The sequence below is a fragment of the Nocardioides sp. NPDC059952 genome, from assembly GCF_042730435.1.
Classification (GTDB): domain Bacteria; phylum Actinomycetota; class Actinomycetes; order Propionibacteriales; family Nocardioidaceae; genus Nocardioides.
Genome location: NZ_JBHWLY010000004.1, coordinates 41,538 through 58,299 on the forward strand (window position 1 = coordinate 41,538; position 16,762 = coordinate 58,299).

Annotated in this window: 16 protein-coding genes; 15 read left to right on the forward strand and 1 reads right to left on the reverse strand. The window is 69.9% G+C overall.

Going from position 1 to position 16,762, the window contains the following annotated elements:
- Positions 1-9: 9 nt before the first annotated feature.
- The 10 genes from ACFV9G_RS02815 (at position 10) to ACFV9G_RS02860 (ending at position 10,439) form a co-directional block, all read left to right on the forward strand.
- Entirely contained in the window at positions 10-1,344 is a 1,335-nt protein-coding gene (locus ACFV9G_RS02815) for a M1 family metallopeptidase (protein ID WP_378724706.1), read from the forward strand.
- A 191-nt stretch (positions 1,345-1,535) separates the two neighbouring features.
- Positions 1,536-2,057 carry a GNAT family N-acetyltransferase gene (locus tag ACFV9G_RS02820; RefSeq protein ID WP_378724708.1) on the forward strand — a complete coding sequence of 174 codons (522 nt, stop codon included), beginning with the start codon at positions 1,536-1,538 and terminating at the stop codon, positions 2,055-2,057.
- Between the two features lie 196 nt (positions 2,058-2,253).
- A complete protein-coding gene (gene groL, locus ACFV9G_RS02825) occupies positions 2,254-3,888 on the forward strand; it encodes a chaperonin GroEL (protein ID WP_160026878.1) in 1,635 nt (544 codons plus the stop codon).
- Between the two features lie 107 nt (positions 3,889-3,995).
- Positions 3,996-5,036: an alpha/beta fold hydrolase gene (locus ACFV9G_RS02830; RefSeq protein WP_378724710.1), complete on the forward strand. Its 1,041-nt coding sequence runs from the start codon at positions 3,996-3,998 to the stop codon at positions 5,034-5,036.
- A gap of 302 nt (positions 5,037-5,338) precedes the next feature.
- On the forward strand, positions 5,339-5,914 hold the full coding sequence (locus tag ACFV9G_RS02835; RefSeq protein ID WP_378724712.1) for a hypothetical protein: 576 nt from the start codon (positions 5,339-5,341) through the stop codon (positions 5,912-5,914).
- A gap of 2 nt (positions 5,915-5,916) precedes the next feature.
- Positions 5,917-6,456, forward strand: coding sequence for an NTP transferase domain-containing protein (locus tag ACFV9G_RS02840; RefSeq protein WP_378724880.1), 540 nt, complete (start codon positions 5,917-5,919; stop codon positions 6,454-6,456).
- Between the two features lie 75 nt (positions 6,457-6,531).
- Entirely contained in the window at positions 6,532-7,410 is an 879-nt protein-coding gene (locus tag ACFV9G_RS02845; protein WP_378724714.1) for an AAA family ATPase, read from the forward strand.
- Complete coding sequence (locus tag ACFV9G_RS02850; protein WP_378724716.1) at positions 7,407-8,510, forward strand: VWA domain-containing protein; 1,104 nt, start codon at positions 7,407-7,409, stop codon at positions 8,508-8,510. Before ACFV9G_RS02845 ends, ACFV9G_RS02850 begins: the two co-directional genes overlap by 4 nt.
- Entirely contained in the window at positions 8,503-9,624 is a 1,122-nt protein-coding gene (locus ACFV9G_RS02855; RefSeq protein ID WP_378724718.1) for an XdhC family protein, read from the forward strand. Before ACFV9G_RS02850 ends, ACFV9G_RS02855 begins: the two co-directional genes overlap by 8 nt.
- A 29-nt stretch (positions 9,625-9,653) precedes the next feature.
- Entirely contained in the window at positions 9,654-10,439 is a 786-nt protein-coding gene (locus tag ACFV9G_RS02860; protein WP_378724720.1) for a tryptophan-rich sensory protein, read from the forward strand.
- A gap of 33 nt (positions 10,440-10,472) precedes the next feature.
- Here the strand turns inward: ACFV9G_RS02860 and ACFV9G_RS02865 are convergent, their stop codons facing one another.
- Positions 10,473-10,931, reverse strand: a complete 459-nt coding sequence (locus tag ACFV9G_RS02865) for a GNAT family N-acetyltransferase (protein ID WP_378724722.1) — start codon at positions 10,929-10,931, stop codon at positions 10,473-10,475.
- A 140-nt stretch (positions 10,932-11,071) separates the two neighbouring features.
- On the opposite strand from ACFV9G_RS02865, the gene ACFV9G_RS02870 reads away from it, so the two are divergent.
- From ACFV9G_RS02870 to ACFV9G_RS02890, 5 genes are all read left to right on the forward strand, one after another.
- Entirely contained in the window at positions 11,072-12,295 is a 1,224-nt protein-coding gene (locus ACFV9G_RS02870; protein WP_378724724.1) for a transcriptional regulator, read from the forward strand.
- Between the two features lie 98 nt (positions 12,296-12,393).
- The gene (locus tag ACFV9G_RS02875) at positions 12,394-12,909 is read left to right on the forward strand and encodes a (2Fe-2S)-binding protein (RefSeq protein WP_357360298.1); all 516 of its coding nucleotides are present in this window, start codon (positions 12,394-12,396) and stop codon (positions 12,907-12,909) included.
- Complete coding sequence (locus ACFV9G_RS02880; RefSeq protein ID WP_378724726.1) at positions 12,906-15,383, forward strand: xanthine dehydrogenase family protein molybdopterin-binding subunit; 2,478 nt, start codon at positions 12,906-12,908, stop codon at positions 15,381-15,383. The genes ACFV9G_RS02875 and ACFV9G_RS02880 overlap by 4 nt, the downstream gene beginning before the upstream one ends.
- Positions 15,380-16,234 carry an FAD binding domain-containing protein gene (locus ACFV9G_RS02885; protein ID WP_378724728.1) on the forward strand — a complete coding sequence of 285 codons (855 nt, stop codon included), beginning with the start codon at positions 15,380-15,382 and terminating at the stop codon, positions 16,232-16,234. The genes ACFV9G_RS02880 and ACFV9G_RS02885 overlap by 4 nt, the downstream gene beginning before the upstream one ends.
- 3 nt (positions 16,235-16,237) lie before the next feature.
- The coding region (locus ACFV9G_RS02890) for an SRPBCC family protein (protein ID WP_378724730.1) at positions 16,238-16,762 on the forward strand (525 nt) is incomplete at its 3' end.

Sequence of the window (16,762 nt, forward strand, 5' to 3'; positions counted from 1 at the left end):
GCCTCTACCATGACCGCCGTGCCGAAGCTCCCCACAGCGGACCCCTACCTCGCAGGTCACGGGGACCTGTCGTGGAGCGCGACCCACTACGACCTCGAGCTCACCTACGACCTGGTCGGCAACCGGCTCGCGGGCACGGCGACGATCCGCGCGGTCGCCGTCGAGGACCTCAGCCGCGTCGTCCTCGACCTCGCCCACCTGCGGGTGCAGAAGGTCGCGATCGACGGCCGCCCACCGGCCAAGTGGTCCCACCACGACCACCGCCTGGTGCTGAACCTCCGCTCGCGGATCGCGGCCGGCGAGGAGTTCGTGGTCACGGTCCGATACGCCGGCAAGCCCCGTCCGGTGGTGCTCTCCCATCACGGCGACGCCGGCTGGGAGGAGCTCGACGACGGTGTCATCGTCGCAGGTCAGCCGCATGGTGCGCCGACCTGGTTCCCGTGCAACGACCGCCCTTCCGACAAGGCCCGCTACGCGATCAGCGTGACCACCGCGCCGGGCTATGCGGTCGTCTCCAACGGCGAGCTGACCTCCCGCGTACGCCGCGGCAGCGGGGAGACCTGGCGCTACTGGCAGGCCGAGCCGATGGCGACCTATCTCGCCACGGTGCAGATCGGGCGCTACCGGGTCGTCGACATCGCGCCGACCGAAGGGCCGGGCGGACGGGTGCCGATCCGGGCCGCGTACCCGGTCGACGCCACCGCCGGGTTCGAGGCGTCCTTCGGGCGCCAGCGGGAGATGATGGCCTACTTCACCTCCGTCTTCGGTCCCTACCCGTTCGACTCCTACTCCGTCGTGGTCACCGACGACGAGCTCGAGATCCCCCTCGAGTCGCAGTCGCTGTCGACCTTCGGACGCAACCACCTCACCGGCGAGTGGTCGGACGTACGCCTCGTGGCCCATGAGCTCGCCCACCAGTGGTTCGGCAACGCGGTGACCCTGCGCGAGTGGCGCGACATCTGGCTCCACGAAGGTTTCGCCTGTTACAGCGAGTGGCTGTGGTCCGACGCCTCGGGGGGCCGCTCCTGCGGCGAGCACGCCCGTCACCACCACCGTCGGCTCTCCGCCCTGGCGCAGGATCTGGTCCTCGCCGACCCCGGTCCCGCGGACATGTTCGACGACCGCGTCTACAAGCGTGGAGCACTCACCCTGCACGCGCTGCGCCGCACCGTCGGCGACGAGGCCTTCTTCGAGATCCTGCGCACCTGGGTGGCCCGGCACAGCGGCGGATCGGTCGTCACCGCCGACTTCGAGGCCCTCGCGGCCGAGGTCAGCGGCCGAGACCTCACCGCGCTCTTCGACGCCTGGCTGCGCCGGCCCGCGCTGCCGGATCTACCCGCCTGAAGACAGCCGCGCCGCCGGTCGAGCCGTTTCCCCGCTGGTCGAGCCGGATTCGTGAGGAACGAACGAATCCGTGTCGAGACCAACACGGTCGTCTGTCGCGATCGATGGGACTGTGTTGGTCTCGACACGCTCGGCCGCAGGCGGCCTCACGGCTCGACCAGCGGGCGCTGACCCCGGCTATCCTCGGCGACGTGCCTGAGCTGACCTTCCGTGACGCGACCTTTTCCGACGTGGAGGCCCTGGTCGGGCTGATCGAGTCCGCCTACCGCGGCGACGCCTCCCGGGCCGGCTGGACCACCGAGGCCGATCTGCTCGCCGGCCAGCGGACGGACCCCGAGGGCGTACGCGAGGTGATCACCGCACCCGGCTCCCGGCTCCTGGTCGTCGAGCGTGCCGGCGAGATCGTCGCCTGTTGCCAGCTGCAGAAGCGCGAGGCGTACGTCTATTTCGGCATGTTCTCCGTCTCGCCGGCGTTGCAGGGCGCCGGTGTCGGGAAGGCCGTGATCGCCGAGGCCGAGCGGATCGCGCAGGCGTGGGGCGCGGCCGAGATCCGGATGACTGTGATCCGCCAGCGCGAGGACCTGATCGCGTTCTACGAGCGGCGGGGGTTCCGGCGTACCGGGCGTTTGGAGCCGTTCCCCTACGGCGACGAGCGTTTCGGGCTGCCGCTGCGGGACGATCTGGAGTTCGCCGAACTCGCCAAGCCGGTCTGAGTTTTCTTGCACTCTCGGGGGTCGAGTGCTAAACATGAGGCTGGCACTCTTACCATGAGAGTGACAATAACCGGACCGGTGACGTTGAGGCGTCGCGAGCGGCAGGGAAGGGTTCTGCCGGGAGTGGCGTCGTCCGTCGCGGGCAGCCCATCGGACCGGATCCAACGAACTTCCCAAGTGAAGGATCGCAGGAGCAATGCCGAAGCTCATCGCTTTCAACGAGGAGGCCCGTCGGGGTCTGGAGAAGGGTCTCAACACCCTCGCCGACGCCGTCAAGGTCACCCTCGGTCCCAAGGGCCGCAACGTCGTGCTCGAGAAGAAGTGGGGTGCCCCCACGATCACCAACGATGGTGTTTCCATCGCCAAGGAGATCGAGCTCGAGGACCCCTACGAGAAGATCGGTGCCGAGCTGGTCAAGGAGGTCGCGAAGAAGACCGACGACGTCGCCGGTGACGGCACGACGACCGCGACCGTTCTCGCCCAGGCGCTGGTCCGCGAGGGCCTGCGCAACGTCGCCGCGGGTGCCAACCCGGCCGGCCTCAAGCGCGGCATCGAGGCGGCCGTCGACGCCGTCTCCGAGCAGCTGCTCGCCCAGGCCAAGGACATCGAGACCAAGGAGCAGATCGCTGCTACCGCCTCGATCTCCGCTGCTGACACCACCGTCGGCGAGATCATCGCCGAGGCGATGGACAAGGTCGGCAAGGAAGGCGTCATCACCGTCGAGGAGTCGAACACCTTCGGGCTCGACCTCGAGCTGACCGAGGGTATGCGCTTCGACAAGGGCTACATCTCGGCCTACTTCGTGACCGACCCGGAGCGTATGGAGACCGTCCTCGACGACCCGTACATCCTGATCGTCAACTCGAAGATCTCCAGCGTCAAGGACCTGATCCCGGTCCTGGAGAAGGTCATGCAGACCGGCAAGCCGCTGGTCATCCTGGCCGAGGACGTCGACGGCGAGGCTCTCTCGACGCTGGTCGTCAACAAGATCAAGGGCACCTTCAAGTCCGTCGCCGTCAAGGCACCGGGCTTCGGTGACCGCCGCAAGGCCATGCTGCAGGACATCGCGATCCTCACCGGTGGTCAGGTCATCTCCGAGGAGGTCGGCCTCTCCCTGGAGACCGCCGGCATCGAGCTGCTCGGCCAGGCCCGCAAGGTCGTCATCACCAAGGACGAGACCACCATCGTCGAGGGTTCGGGCGACCAGGGTCAGATCGAGGGCCGGGTCAACCAGATCCGCGCCGAGATCGAGAAGTCGGACTCCGACTACGACCGCGAGAAGCTCCAGGAGCGCCTCGCCAAGCTGGCCGGCGGCGTGGCCGTCATCAAGGTCGGCGCGGCCACCGAGGTCGAGCTCAAGGAGCGCAAGCACCGCATCGAGGACGCCGTCCGCAACGCCAAGGCTGCTGTCGAGGAGGGCATCCTCGCCGGCGGTGGTGTCGCGCTGATCCAGGCCGCCGCTGCTGCCTTCGAGAAGCTCGAGCTCGACGGCGACGAGGCCACCGGTGCCTCGATCGTCAAGGCCGCCATCTCGGCGCCGCTGAAGCAGATCGCCATCAACGCCGGCCTCGAGGGCGGCGTCGTGGCGGAGAAGGTCGCCGGCCTCCCGCAGGGTCACGGCCTCAACGCCGCCACGGGCGAGTACGTCGACCTGCTGGCCGCGGGCATCATCGACCCGGCCAAGGTGACCCGCTCGGCGCTGCAGAACGCCGCGTCGATCGCCGCGCTGTTCCTCACCACCGAGGCCGTCGTGGCCGACAAGCCGGAGAAGGCCGCCGCTGGTGGCGACCCGACCGGTGGCATGGGTGACATGGGCGGCATGGGCTTCTGAGCCTGTTTCGCTAGCTTCACCAAGAGGGCCTCTCCTTCGGGAGGGGCCCTCTTGCGTTTCGAAGGAACCGCCCGCCGACCGAGGACCACCGGGCTACGCTCGACGTCATGGCCCCGAAGGCGATCCCGGCGCTGGCGATCTCGGCCGTGCTCCTCGCCGGATGCGGCGGGGAGCCCGCCGCCGCGCCGCCGTCCCGGACCACGACCCCAGGGACACCGGAGTCGACGTCGGCCACACCGGCCCCCTCGCCGAGCCCGTCGGAGACATTGCCACCGGTGACCGACAAGGTCTCGCTCCCGCAGCTGATGCGGGAGGACTTCCCCGGTGGCGAGGTGAAGGTGCTGCGGGAGTCGGGCAGCACGGATGCCTATCGGCGCTTCGAGGTCAACTACCCGAGCGGCCGGCTGACGATCACCGGCGTGCTCTTCCGTCCGCGAGGCGCCGGCCCGTTCCCCGGAGTCGTCTTCGCGCACGGCCACATCGACACCGACATCTACGTCACCGGGCAGGGGCTGCGGCGCGAGCAGGACCGGCTGGCCCGCGAGGGCTACGTCGTCCTGCACACCGACTACCGCGGCCACGCCGGCTCCTCGCCGATCCCGGAAGGAACCGAGGAGGACGAGAGCCGCCTCGGCTACACGCGGGACACCATCAACGCCGTCCAGGCGATGAAGCGACTTCCGTACGTCGACCCCGACCGCACCGCGCTGCTCGGCCGCTCGATGGGCGGGGGAGTGGTGATGAACGCGCTCGTCGCTCAGCCGGGGCTGGTGCGGGCCGGGGTGGCGTACGCGTCGGTCTCCTCCGACATCGTCGACAACATCAACCGGTGGGCGGTGCCGTCGCGACCCGACGAGGTGGCCAGGCTCTACCGGCAGTACGGCGACCCCGAGACGGAGCCGGAGTTCTGGGACGGGCTGTCGGCGCGGACGTACTTCGACCGCATCGAGGTCCCGCTCCAGATGCATCACGGGACCAACGACGAGTCCTGCCCGATCAGGTGGGCCTACACCACCCGGGACCTGCTGGAGAGCGCGGGCGTACGCCAGCGGCTGTGGGTCTACCCCGGAGAGCAGCACGCCTTCGGGCCGCAGTGGGATCTCTCGATCCGGCGGGTCATCGGGTTCCTCGATCGCCATCTGGCATGACCTGATCGGACGATGAGGACGGGTCCAGCGGTCCCATCCTTTTGGGGACTTTCGACACTGTCTCGACAACAGCTCGGTAACGCAACATTGGTGCTCCACACAGTGGCCGACTGCGGGGAAGCGTCTGGATCTGGGGGGCTTTGAAGCCCAAGGGAATATCCGGGTGAGGTTCTGCAGCGGCGGGCGGGGTCAGGGCTCTTCGAAGCCAGGGCCCCGCCTGCGTGTGTCAACGTGCGTGTGTCAACGGGCGGGGCTCCAGAGGGGTCCACGGATGGCACCCAGCGATGAGGCATGATGTTGGCATGAGCGAGCGCCAGCGAGCGACAACAGGTCTCAGGCCGCCGCGGTCACCGTGGCGTTGGGTCGCGGCCGTGGTCGCCGCCGCGGTCGTGCTCGTCGCCATCGTCGCCTCCTTCGGCCTCCTCAGCGCCGACGACTCTGCTGAGGACCCGGAGGCCGCACCTCCCTCGCCGACCGCGACGGTCACCGAGACCGCGCCGGTCCCCTCGTCGTCCGCTCCGGCGGAAGGTGCGGGGGCGACCGAGCTGACCGTCGTGGCGGACGCCGCCCGGTGCATCCCGCCGACCTCGAAGTGGCTCTCCCAGAACGCCGCGCTGGCCTTCGAGGGCACCGCGGAGAGCGTGAGCGAGAGCGAGGCCGTGCTGCGGGTGAAGACGTGGATGTACGCCGACGGCGTCGGTGGCACCGACACCGTCCGGATCATCCTGCCCGCGCCGAGCACGATCCCGATGCCCGAGTTCGAGAAGGGCAAGACCTATCTGGTCGCGGCCAAGGGCGATGCCAAGGTCATCGGCTGTGGCTACAGCGACGTCAAGGCCGCGAAGCTGCAGAAGCTCTACACCGCCGCGTTCAAGTGACGATGATCGCCGGCCTGCTCCTGGCCGCCGGCGCCGGGCGGCGGATGGGCATGCCCAAGGCGCTGGTCGACGACTGGCTGGTCCGGTCGGTCGAGGTGCTGCGCGAGGGCGGCTGCGACGAGGTGCTCGTCGTGCTCGGCGCCGCCGCCGAAGAGGCCCGAGCGCGGCTCCCGGAGGGGCAGCGGGTCGTCGTCGCCGAGGACTGGGACGACGGGATGGGGGCCTCGCTGCAGGCCGGCCTTGCGGCTCTAGGACCTGACGCCGAGGCTGCGCTGGTTCATCTCGTCGATCTGCCCGACGTCGGGGCCGATGTGGTGGCCCGAGTGGTCTCGGCCGGCTCGGCAGGCTCGGCCGGCGGGCTGGCACGAGCGGCGTACGCCGGGGTTCCGGGCCATCCGGTGCTGATCGGGCGCGACCACTGGGCGGGGGTCATCGAGGCCGCCGTCGGGGACCAAGGGGCTCGGAGCTACCTGAAGACCCACGACGTACGCCTGGTGGAGTGCGGCGACCTCGCCGGAGGGGACGACGTCGACCGCCGCTGAAACCGACGGCACGTTCGTACCCTCCTATGAGGTTGTCCAACCCTGAGCCAACGCTTCGCGTTCTAGGCTCAGGTCATGGACCTGACGCCCCAGGAGATCGCCGACCGCCTGGCGGCGACCGGATACCTGGCCGACCCGGAGCTGGCGACGGTGACGTTCCTCGGGCTGAAGATGCAGCGGCCGCTGCTGCTCGAGGGTGAACCGGGGACCGGGAAGACCGCGCTCGCGGAGGCGGTCGCCGAGGCGCTCGACCTGCCGCTGGTGAGGCTGCAGTGCTACGAGGGGATCGACGCGACCCAGGCGCTCTACGACTGGGACTTCGCTCGCCAGATCCTGCACCTGCGCGCCCTCGAGGCGGCCGGTGGCGCGGGAGAGGTGGAGGAGGCCGAGAAGTCCCTCTACGACGAGCGGTTCCTGCTGGCCCGCCCGGTGCTGGCCGCGCTGCGCCAGGCGCCATCGGTGCTGCTCGTCGACGAGGTCGACCGGGCCGATGACGAGTTCGAGGCGTTCCTGCTCGAGGTGCTGTCCACCTACCAGGTGACCATCCCGGAGTTCGGGACCGTCGCGGCAACAGTCCCACCGGTCGTCGTCCTCACCTCCAACCGCACCCGCGAGCTCCACGACGCCCTCAAGCGCCGCTGCCTCTACCACTGGATCGACCACCCGGGCCTGGCCCGCGAGATCGAGATCGTACGCAGCCGGGCCCCCGAGGTCGCCGAGGAGCTCGCCCGCCAGGTGGTCACGGTGGTCCAGCAGCTGCGCGGAGCCGAGGGCGCGAACGCGCTGCTCAAGCCCCCGGGCGTCGCCGAGACCCTCGACTGGGCCCGCGCCCTGCACCATCTCGGGGTGGCCGAGATGGACCTGGAGACCGCCGCCGCGACGCTCGGCGCGCTCGTCAAGCATCGCGAGGACGCCGACCGCGTCCGGGCTGCCCTGGACCGGCTGCTGGCATGACGGCACACGACGGCCCCGAGATCCTGCTCGGCTTCACCCGGGCGCTCAGGGCGGCAGGGGTGCAGGTGACCCAGGACCGCGCCCACGGCTTCCTGCAGGCGACCGCGATCGTCGGCGCCGGCGACCCGACCGCCACCTACACCGCCGGACGGGCCACGCTGTGTGCCGGCCCCGACGACCTGCGCCGCTACGACCAGGTCTTCGAGGCCTGGTTCGGATCGACCGCGACACTGCCGGGGCCGCAGGGGCCGCCGCGTACGGTCTCGGTCACCTCGACCCTGCCCGAGACCGAGCCGCAGGAAGGCGACGGAGAGGGTGAGGAGACCGACGACCTCATCCGGGCGCGGGCCAGCGACCTCGAGACCCTGCGCCACCGCGACGTCGCCGGCCTCGACCCGGCCGAGCAGGAGCGCGTCGCCGCGCTGATCGCTCGCCTCCGTCCGCGAGCCCCTCGCCGCCGGACGCCGCGGCAGGACCCCTGGCGGCGAGGGCGCGTCGATGCCCATCGCACCCTTCGGGCCAGCCTGCGACACCTCGGCGAACCGGCCGGGATCCACTACCGCAGGCGTGGTGATCGGCCGCGCCGCGTCGTGTGGCTGATCGACGTGTCCGGCTCGATGAGCTCCTACGCCGACGTGCTGCTGCGGGTCGCCCATCGGGTGAGCTCGACGACCGGGAGCGGGGCGGTGTTCACCATGGGGACCAGGCTCACCAACGTCACCCGCGCGCTGCGCCACCGAGACCCCGATCGCGCGCTCGTCGCGGCCGGCGAGACGGTGCCCGACTGGTCGGGCGGGACCCGGCTCGGCGACGACCTGCAGGCGTTCCTGCGGCGGCACCAGGGTCTGGCCAGGGGCGCGGTGGTGGTCATCGCGAGCGACGGCTGGGAGCGCGGCGACACCGCGCTCCTCGAGGAACAGGCGGCGAGGCTGCACCGTCTCGCCCATCGCGTGGTGTGGGCCAACCCACACCGTGGCAAGGTTGGATATGAACCACTGCAGCGAGGCATCGTCGCGGTGCTGCCGCACGTGGACGACTTCGTCGCCGGACATTCCCTGGCGACGTACGAGGATCTGGTGGAGGTGATCGCGCGTGCGTGACGTACTCGACGATCTGATGAAGTGGTGGGAGTCCGGCGAGACGGTGGCGGTGGCCACGGTCGTGGCGACGTTCCAGTCGGCCCCCAGGCCGCCGGGCGCCTCGATGCTCGTCGGCCCCGACGAGAGCGCGGTCGGCTCGGTCTCCGGCGGCTGCGTCGAGGGCGCCGTCTACGAGGTCGCCCGTGAGGTCGCCGAGACCGGCGTCCCCGAGCTCAACCGCTACGGCGTCTCCGACGACGACGCGTTCGCGGTCGGGCTGACCTGCGGTGGCATCCTCGACGTCTTCGTCGAGAAGGTCTCACCCGAGACGTTCCCGGAGCTCGGCGAGCTCGCCGAGGACGTACGCAGCGGCAGCCCGGTCGCGCTCGCCACCGTCATCGAGCATCCCGACCCCGAGATCCTCGGGCGCCGGGTCCTCATCCGCCCCGAAGGGGTCAAGGGCTCCCTGGGCAGCACCCGGATGGACGACGCCGTCCACGACGACGCGCTCGGGCTCCTGGCTCACGGCACCAACCAGACACTGTCCTATGGGATCGACGGCGAGCGCCGCGGTGAGGGGATGCGGGTCTTCGTGTGGTCCTTCGCGCCCAAGCCCCGGATGCTCGTCTTCGGCGCGATCGACTTCGCCGCCGCCGTCGCCCGGGTCGGCGCGTTCCTCGGCTATCACGTCACCGTCTGCGACGCCCGTCCGGTCTTCGCCACCAACTCGCGCTTCCCCTCGGCCGACGAGGTCGTCGTCGACTGGCCCCACCGCTACCTGGGCGCCGAGGTCGAGGCCGGCCGGATCGACCAGCGCACCGTGATCGCCGTCCTCACCCATGACCCGAAGTTCGACGTACCTCTCCTCGAGGTCGCCCTCCGCCTCCCCGATATCGCCTACGTCGGCGCGATGGGCTCGCGCCGCACCCACGACGACCGCCTCGCCCGCCTGCGCGAAGCCGGGTTGTCGGATGCCGAGATCGCCCGCCTGAGCAGCCCCATCGGCCTCGACCTCGGCGCCCGTACGCCGGAGGAGACGGCAGTCTCCATCGCCGCCGAGATCGTCGCCGGCCGCTGGGGCGGCTCCGGCGAGCGCCTGGCCACCACGACGGGCCGGATCCACGAAGACCGTTAGCCACGATCTGGGTTTGTTACGGTCGAAGGGTGAAGAGAACATGGCAGCTCGGGAATGCTCTCGCCCTCATCTTTGCGTTGGTGGCCAACTTCCTGACCGGTGCGCAGATCCTCGATCTGCCGCCGATCAACGAGATATCGGACAAGTACGCCACCTACCTGACCCCGGCTGGATACGCATTCTCCATCTGGACCCTCATCTATCTGCTGCTGATCGTCTTCGCGGTCTACCAGGCGAGAGATCTTCGGGATCCGCGCGATGAGAACGACGTCCCGCTGAGGCTCGGGCCGCTCTTCATCATCGCCAGCATCTGCAACGGGCTGTGGACCTACGTCTTCGTGAAGGAATGGGTCGGCCTCTCCGTCGTGGTTCTGCTGACCCTCACCGCAACGCTCTACGCCGCGCTGTGGCGTCTCGGGGTGGGCACCACCCGGCCCTCGACCAAGGACTTCCTCATGGTCTGGCTGCCGCTGATGCTCTACACCGGATGGGTCACCGCGGCCAGCATCGTCAACATCGCGACCTACCTCGACTCCAAGGACGTCACGGTCAGCCCGCTGGCCTCGACCTTGGTGATCGTGGTGCTCACCGTCGCTCTGCTGTTCCTTCTGTTCAAGCGCAACCTGCGCGAGCTGCTGTTCTCCTGCGCCTGGGCGCTGGTCGCGGTCGGTCTCCGCCAGCTCCAGCTCTCGCAGAGCACGTCGGTGGCGATCGTGGCACTGGTCTGCGCCGGAATCCTGGTCCTCGCGATGCTCGTCCACGCGATGGCTCGCGGACTGTCGTACGACGGACGCACCGAGAGCGCTCCGGCCTGATCGTCGACGGGCTGAGCGGCCGAAACGGGCGCGCTACAGCTCCTTCTCGTAGTAGAGCGCCCGCGGCCCGGAGCCGCGGCCCTCGTGGTTGTCGAAGCCGAACTTCTCGTACAGCGCGCGGGCCGAGGTGTCGTCCTCGCTCGTCCCCAGGTCCATGTACGTCGCACCGCGGGCCTTCGCCTCGTCGATGATCGCCTGCAGCAGGATCGTGCCGAGTCCCTGCCCGCGGCGGGAAGGCACGACGTACAGCTCGGCGAGGTAGGCCTCGAGCTCGTCGGCCGTGGTCTGCAGGCGGAAGCGGGTGATGCCGTGGCCGACCGCGGGGTCGCCGATCAGCATCACCGTCGTGTCCCCGCCGGCGACGAGCCCGCTGAGGTGCCGGGCGAGCTCCTCGGCAGGCGGGGCGGGGTAGGCGTACTCGGTGTTGAAGTCGACCTGCAGCCTGGCAGCGGTCTCGAAGTCGGCCCAGGTCGTGGCGGTGCGCGTCGTCATGCACCCACTCTGACACCGCCCTGGGAGCCGCGATCGAGCGTGGCGCGAGCGGGTACCGCCGAGGGGATCGTGAGGCACGTCACAGGGTGCTACCTTGGCAGAACCCAGCCTCAATGGGCCGGACTCCGAAGGGGGATCTGATGGTCCGTAGCGATCTGCAGGAGCGCCGCATCAGCGCGGCGCGGGCGTGGACCGCCTTCGTGGAGAGCGGCGATGCCGTCGAGGACTTCGTCAGGCCGGAGATCTTGACCAGCTGGACGCGCTCGGCGACGGCCATCAAGCCCGACGTGCGTGAGGCGCCGCTGGCCGACGAGGACGAGACCCGGGAGATGTGGCAGGGCTCGCCGCTCCAGGTGGCGGTCGAGCGGGTCGAGGAGGAGCTGCGGTGCACCGCGGACGACGGTGACCTGGTCATCGCGGTGACCGACCCGGACACGCGGGTGCTGTGGACGTACGGCGGCCGGGTGATGCGCCACAAGGCCGAGTCGGTCAACTTCGTGCCCGGTGGCCGCTGGGACGACGAGAGCGCCGGCACGAACGCACTCGACCTCGCCAACCGCACCAATACCCCGACGATGGTCTTCGGCCCCGAGCACTATGCGGAGGTCGTGCACAACTGGGTCTGCTGGGCCGCACCGCTCCACGACCCGGTCACCGGCAAGCACCTCGGCGTCCTCGACCTCTCGACCACCTGGGACCGCACCCATCCGATCGGGTTGGCCACCGCCCGCGTGATGGCACGGCTCATCGAGGGTGCGCTGCCGAAGCTCCCGACCCAGCGCGACGAGGAGGCGATCGCCGAACCGGGCCTCGTGCTGACGCTGCTCGGCACCGCCGAGACCTGGCTCGACGGGCAGCGGCTGCTGCTCAACCGTCGCCAGACCGAGATCCTCGCCCTGCTCGCCCTCCACCCCGAGGGTCTCTCCCTGGAGCGGCTGCACGCGATGGTCTACGGCGACCAGGCGGTCACCTTCTCGACGCTCAAGGCCGAGGTCTCCCACCTGCGCCACGCCCTCGGCGGCCAGGTCGCCTCGAGGCCCTACCGTCTGCTGATGCCGGTCGTGACCGACGTCGAGCAGGTCCTCGCCCTGATCCGCCACGGCCGGGTGGCCGCTGCTGTGGAGGCGTACGGCGGTGATCTCCTGCCCGGCACCAACAGTCCGGCGCTGGCCGAGATGGCCGAGTACGTCGCGGTCGCGCTGCGCGAGGCGCTGATCGCCGACCCGCAGCCGGACGCGGTGCTCAGCTACAGCGAGCTGGCCCCCTACGACACCGAGGTCGTCGACGTCTGTCTGCGCCGCCTGGGCACCAGCGCCCACCCCGCGTTGCCCCTGCTCAGGGCGCGTTTGGCCGCCAGCCGCTGACCAAGAAGAGGTATGCCGCAACGGCAGCCAACCGGAGCCCAACCCTGCACGTCTTAGTGTGATCTGGCCCACACAGTGACGTCTGGCAGGGAGACAACATGGCCCGGATCAGCATGCGCGTCGACGGTATGAAGGTCACCGACGACGTCGAACCGCGAACGCTGCTCGTGCAGTACCTTCGCGAAGGACTCGGCAAGACCGGCACGGTGATCGGTTGCGACACCAGCAACTGCGGCGCCTGCACGGTCCATCTCGACGGTGACTCGGTGAAGTCGTGCAACGTGCTCGCGGTGCAGGCCGACGGGTGCGAGGTGACCACGATCGAAGGCCTCGCCGACACGGTCGAGAGCGACCTCCACCCCGTCCAGGAAGCATTCCGCGAGTGCCACGGTCTGCAGTGCGGATTCTGTACGCCGGGGATGATCATGCAGTCCGTCGACCTGCTCAAGCGCAACCCGCAGCCCAGCGAGGACGAGATCCGCGAGGGCATCGAGGGCAACCTGTGCCGTTGCACGGGCTACCACAACATCGTCCGCGCGGTGCAGTACGCCAGCGGGCACCTGGCCACCGCCGCCAACCCGCGCGGCGCCACCGAGGAGGTGGACGCGCTGTGACCGCGGTAGAGGCACGACCCGACAAGACCAACGAGATCGGCCGCGACCGGCGCCGCAAGGAGGACGCGCGCCTGATCACCGGACGGACCCGTTGGACCGACAACATCAACCTGCCCGGGATGCTGCACCTGGCGATGGTGCGCAGCCCGTTCGCCCACGCCCGGATCACGGGCATCGACACCAGCGCCGCGGAGGACTCCGAGGGCGTGGTGACCGTGCTGGCCGCCAAGGACTTCGACGAGAGCCTCGGCGCCTGCATCAACGCCTGGCCGATCACGCCGGACCAGAAGACGCCGGCCCACCCGCCGATCGCCACCGACCGGGTCGCCTTCGCCGGTGAGATCGTCGCGATCGTGGCCGCCCGGTCCGCGGCCGCGGCCCGCGACGCCGCCGAGATGGTCGAGGTCGACTACGAGGAGCTCCCGGCGGTCGTCTCCCTCGAGGAGGCGGTCAAGGACGAGGTGCTCGCCCACCCCGACCTCGGGACCAACAAGTCCGCCCTGTGGGTCTTCGACAGCGCCCAGGCCGGCACCGGCGGCAACGTCGACGAGGCGATCGCCTCCGCGAAGAGCGACGGCATCGTGATCGAGCGCACCTACCGCCAACAGCGACTGATCCCGGCCTTCATGGAGCCGCGCAGCGTCGTGTGCGACCCGACCGGTGAGCAGATCACCGTGTGGAGCGCCACCCAGATCCCGCACATCCTGCGGTTCGCGTTCGCTGCGACCACAGGCGTGCCGGAGTCGAAGATCCGGGTGATCGCGCCCGACGTCGGCGGTGGCTTCGGCGGCAAGCTCCAGCAGACGCCGGAGGAGATGATCGTCTTCGCGATCGCCCGCCGGCTCGGCAAGCCCGTGAAGTACACCGAGACCCGCTCGGAGTCCCTCCTCAGCGCCCACCACGGCCGCGACCAGATCCAGAAGCTGACCCTCTCGGCGACGAAGGACGGTCAGGTCACCGGCCTCAAGGTCGAGCTCGACGCCAACCTGGGGGCCTACGTCGCCATCGTCGGCGGCGGTGTCCCGGTGCTCGGCGCCTTCATGTTCAACGCGATCTACAAGTTCCCGGCCTACCAGTTCAACTGCCAGACGGTGCTCACCAACACCACCTGGACCGACGCCTACCGCGGCGCGGGGCGGCCGGAGGCGACGTACGCCATCGAGCGGCTGATGGATGAGCTGGCCGCCGAGGTCGGGGTCGACCCGCTCGAGATCCGGGAGAAGAACTGGATCAAGCACGAGGAGTTCCCGTTCACGACCATCGCCGGTCTGACGTACGACTCCGGGAACTACGAGGCCGCGACCGCCAAGGCGAAGGAGATGTTCGGCTATGACGCGCTCCGTGCCGAGCAGGCCGAGCGGCGCGCCAACAACGACCCGGTCCAGCTCGGCATCGGCATCTCGACCTTCACCGAGATGTGCGGCCTGGCACCGTCTAGGGTCCTCGGCAGCCTCGACTACGGTGCCGGCGGCTGGGAGCACGCCCAGGTGCGGCTGACGCCGACCGGCAAGGTCGAGGTCATCACCGGTGCCAGCGCGCACGGCCAGGGGCACGAGACGGCGTTCAGCCAGATCGTGGCGGACCGTCTCGGCGTACCTTTCGAGGACGTCGAGGTGCTCCACGGGGACACCCAGATCGCCGCCAAGGGCTATGACACCTACGGGTCGCGTTCGCTGGTCGTGGGTGGTGAGGCGCTGGTGCGGGCGGCCGACAAGGTGCTCGAGAAGGCCAAGCCGATCGCGGCGCACCTGCTCGAGGCGAGCGTCGAGGACATGGAGTTCACCGGCGGCAGGTGGACGGTGCGCGGCACCGACCAGGGCATGTCCATCGGCGAGCTGTCCACGGCGGTCTTCGCCGCGCACAACCTGCCCGACGGGGTCGAGGCCAACCTCGACTCCGAGGCCACCTTCGACCCGGAGAACTTCAACTTCCCGCACGGCACCCACCTGTGCGCGATGGAGGTCGACACCGAGACCGGGCAGGTGAAGATGCGGAAGTACGTCTGCTGCGACGACATCGGCAACATCATCAACCCGCTCATCGTCGCAGGTCAGGTGCACGGTGGACTGGTCCAGGGCATCGCCCAGGCGCTGTGGGAGGACGCGGTCTACGACGACGCCGGGACCCTGGTGTCGGGCTCGTTCGTCGACTACCTGCTGCCCACCGCCGCCGACACGATCAGCTTCGAGATCGACCACACCACCTCGCCCGCGACCACCAACACGCTCGGCACCAAGGGCGTCGGCGAGGCGGGCACGATCGCCTCCACGCCGGCTGTGGTCAACGCGGTCGTCGACGCGCTGCGTCCGCTGGGCGTGCACGACGTGACCATGCCCTGCACGCCCGAACGGGTGTGGCGGGCCATCAACGAGGGCTCGGCCGGTGGCGACACCACCGGTGCCGCCGCACCGCACTTCGATCCGTCGACGGGCATGTCCGGGAACGTCGACCGCACGGAAGGAGATGTCCAGTGATTCCCGCATCGTTCGACTACGTCGCCCCGACCACGGTCGAGGAGGCACTGGCCGCCCTCGCGCAGTACGGCGACGAGGCCAAGATCATCGCCGGCGGGCAGAGCCTGCTGCCGGTGCTGAGGATGCGACTCAACGCTCCGGAGTGGGTCATCGACCTCGGTCGCATCGACTCGCTGCGCGGCGTACGCGACGAGGGTGCGGCGATCTTCGTCGGCGCCATGACGCGCCACTGTGACGTCGCGGCCGATCCTCTGGTCGCCGAGCACGCCGCGCTGGTCGCTCGTGCCACGGCGACGGTCGCCGACGAGCAGGTACGCCACCGCGGCACGTTCGGTGGCGCACTCGCCCACGCCGACCCGGCGGGCGACCTCGGAGCCCCGGCACTGGCCCTGGACGCCGAGTTCGTCATCGCCGGGCCGGCCGGTGAGCGGGTCGTCCCGGGCTCGGAGTTCTTCCAGGGGCTCTTCGAGACGGCCGTCTCCGAGGACGAGCTGCTCATCGGCGTACGCATCCCGAAGCACACCGGATGGACGGCCCACTACGAGAAGTTCGTCCGGGTCGCCCACCAGTGGCCGATCTGTGCGGTCGGCGCGACTCTCAAGGTCTCCGGCGGCGTGATCGAGGGTGCGGCGATCGGGCTCACCAACATGGGCTCGACCCCGTTGCGTGCCGCCGGCGTCGAAGCCGCGCTGGTCGGCCAGCAGGCCACCGAGGAGGTCGTACGCAACGCCGCGGCCCTGGCCGCGGACGGCGCCGAGCCGCCCTCCGACCTCAACGGCGATGCCGACTACCGGAGTCATCTGGTCACGGTGCTGACCCGGCGCGCCATCACGAAGGCCCTCGGGGGCTGAGGCGTGGACCTGACGCACGAGTTCACGGTTCCGACCTCGGTCGAGGAGACCTGGAACAGCTTCCTGGACATCGGCTCGCTCGCCGAATGCTTCCCGGGAGCCCAGGTCACCTCGGCCGAGGGCGACACCTTCACCGGCACGGTGAAGGTCAAGCTCGGCCCGATCGCCATGGTCTACGCCGGCTCCGGCACCTTCGTCGAGAAGGACGAGGCCGCCCGCCGCCTGGTCGTCGAGGCCAAGGGACGTGACAAGCGCGGCAACGGCACCGCCGGCGCCAACGCGACCCTGACCATGGCGCCCGAAGGCGCGGGTACGAAGGTCGAGATCGTCACCGACCTCGCCGTCACCGGCAAGCCCGCCCAGTTCGGTCGCGGGGTCATGCAGGACGTCTCCGACAAGCTGCTCGGGCAGTTCGTGGCGTGCCTGGAGTCCAAGTCGGCGCCTGCTCCCGCACCGCTGGTCGAGCCCGCGAGCGAAGCGAGCGGTGTCGAGACCAACACGGCCACAAAGAGCGGGGGAGAGGTCCCG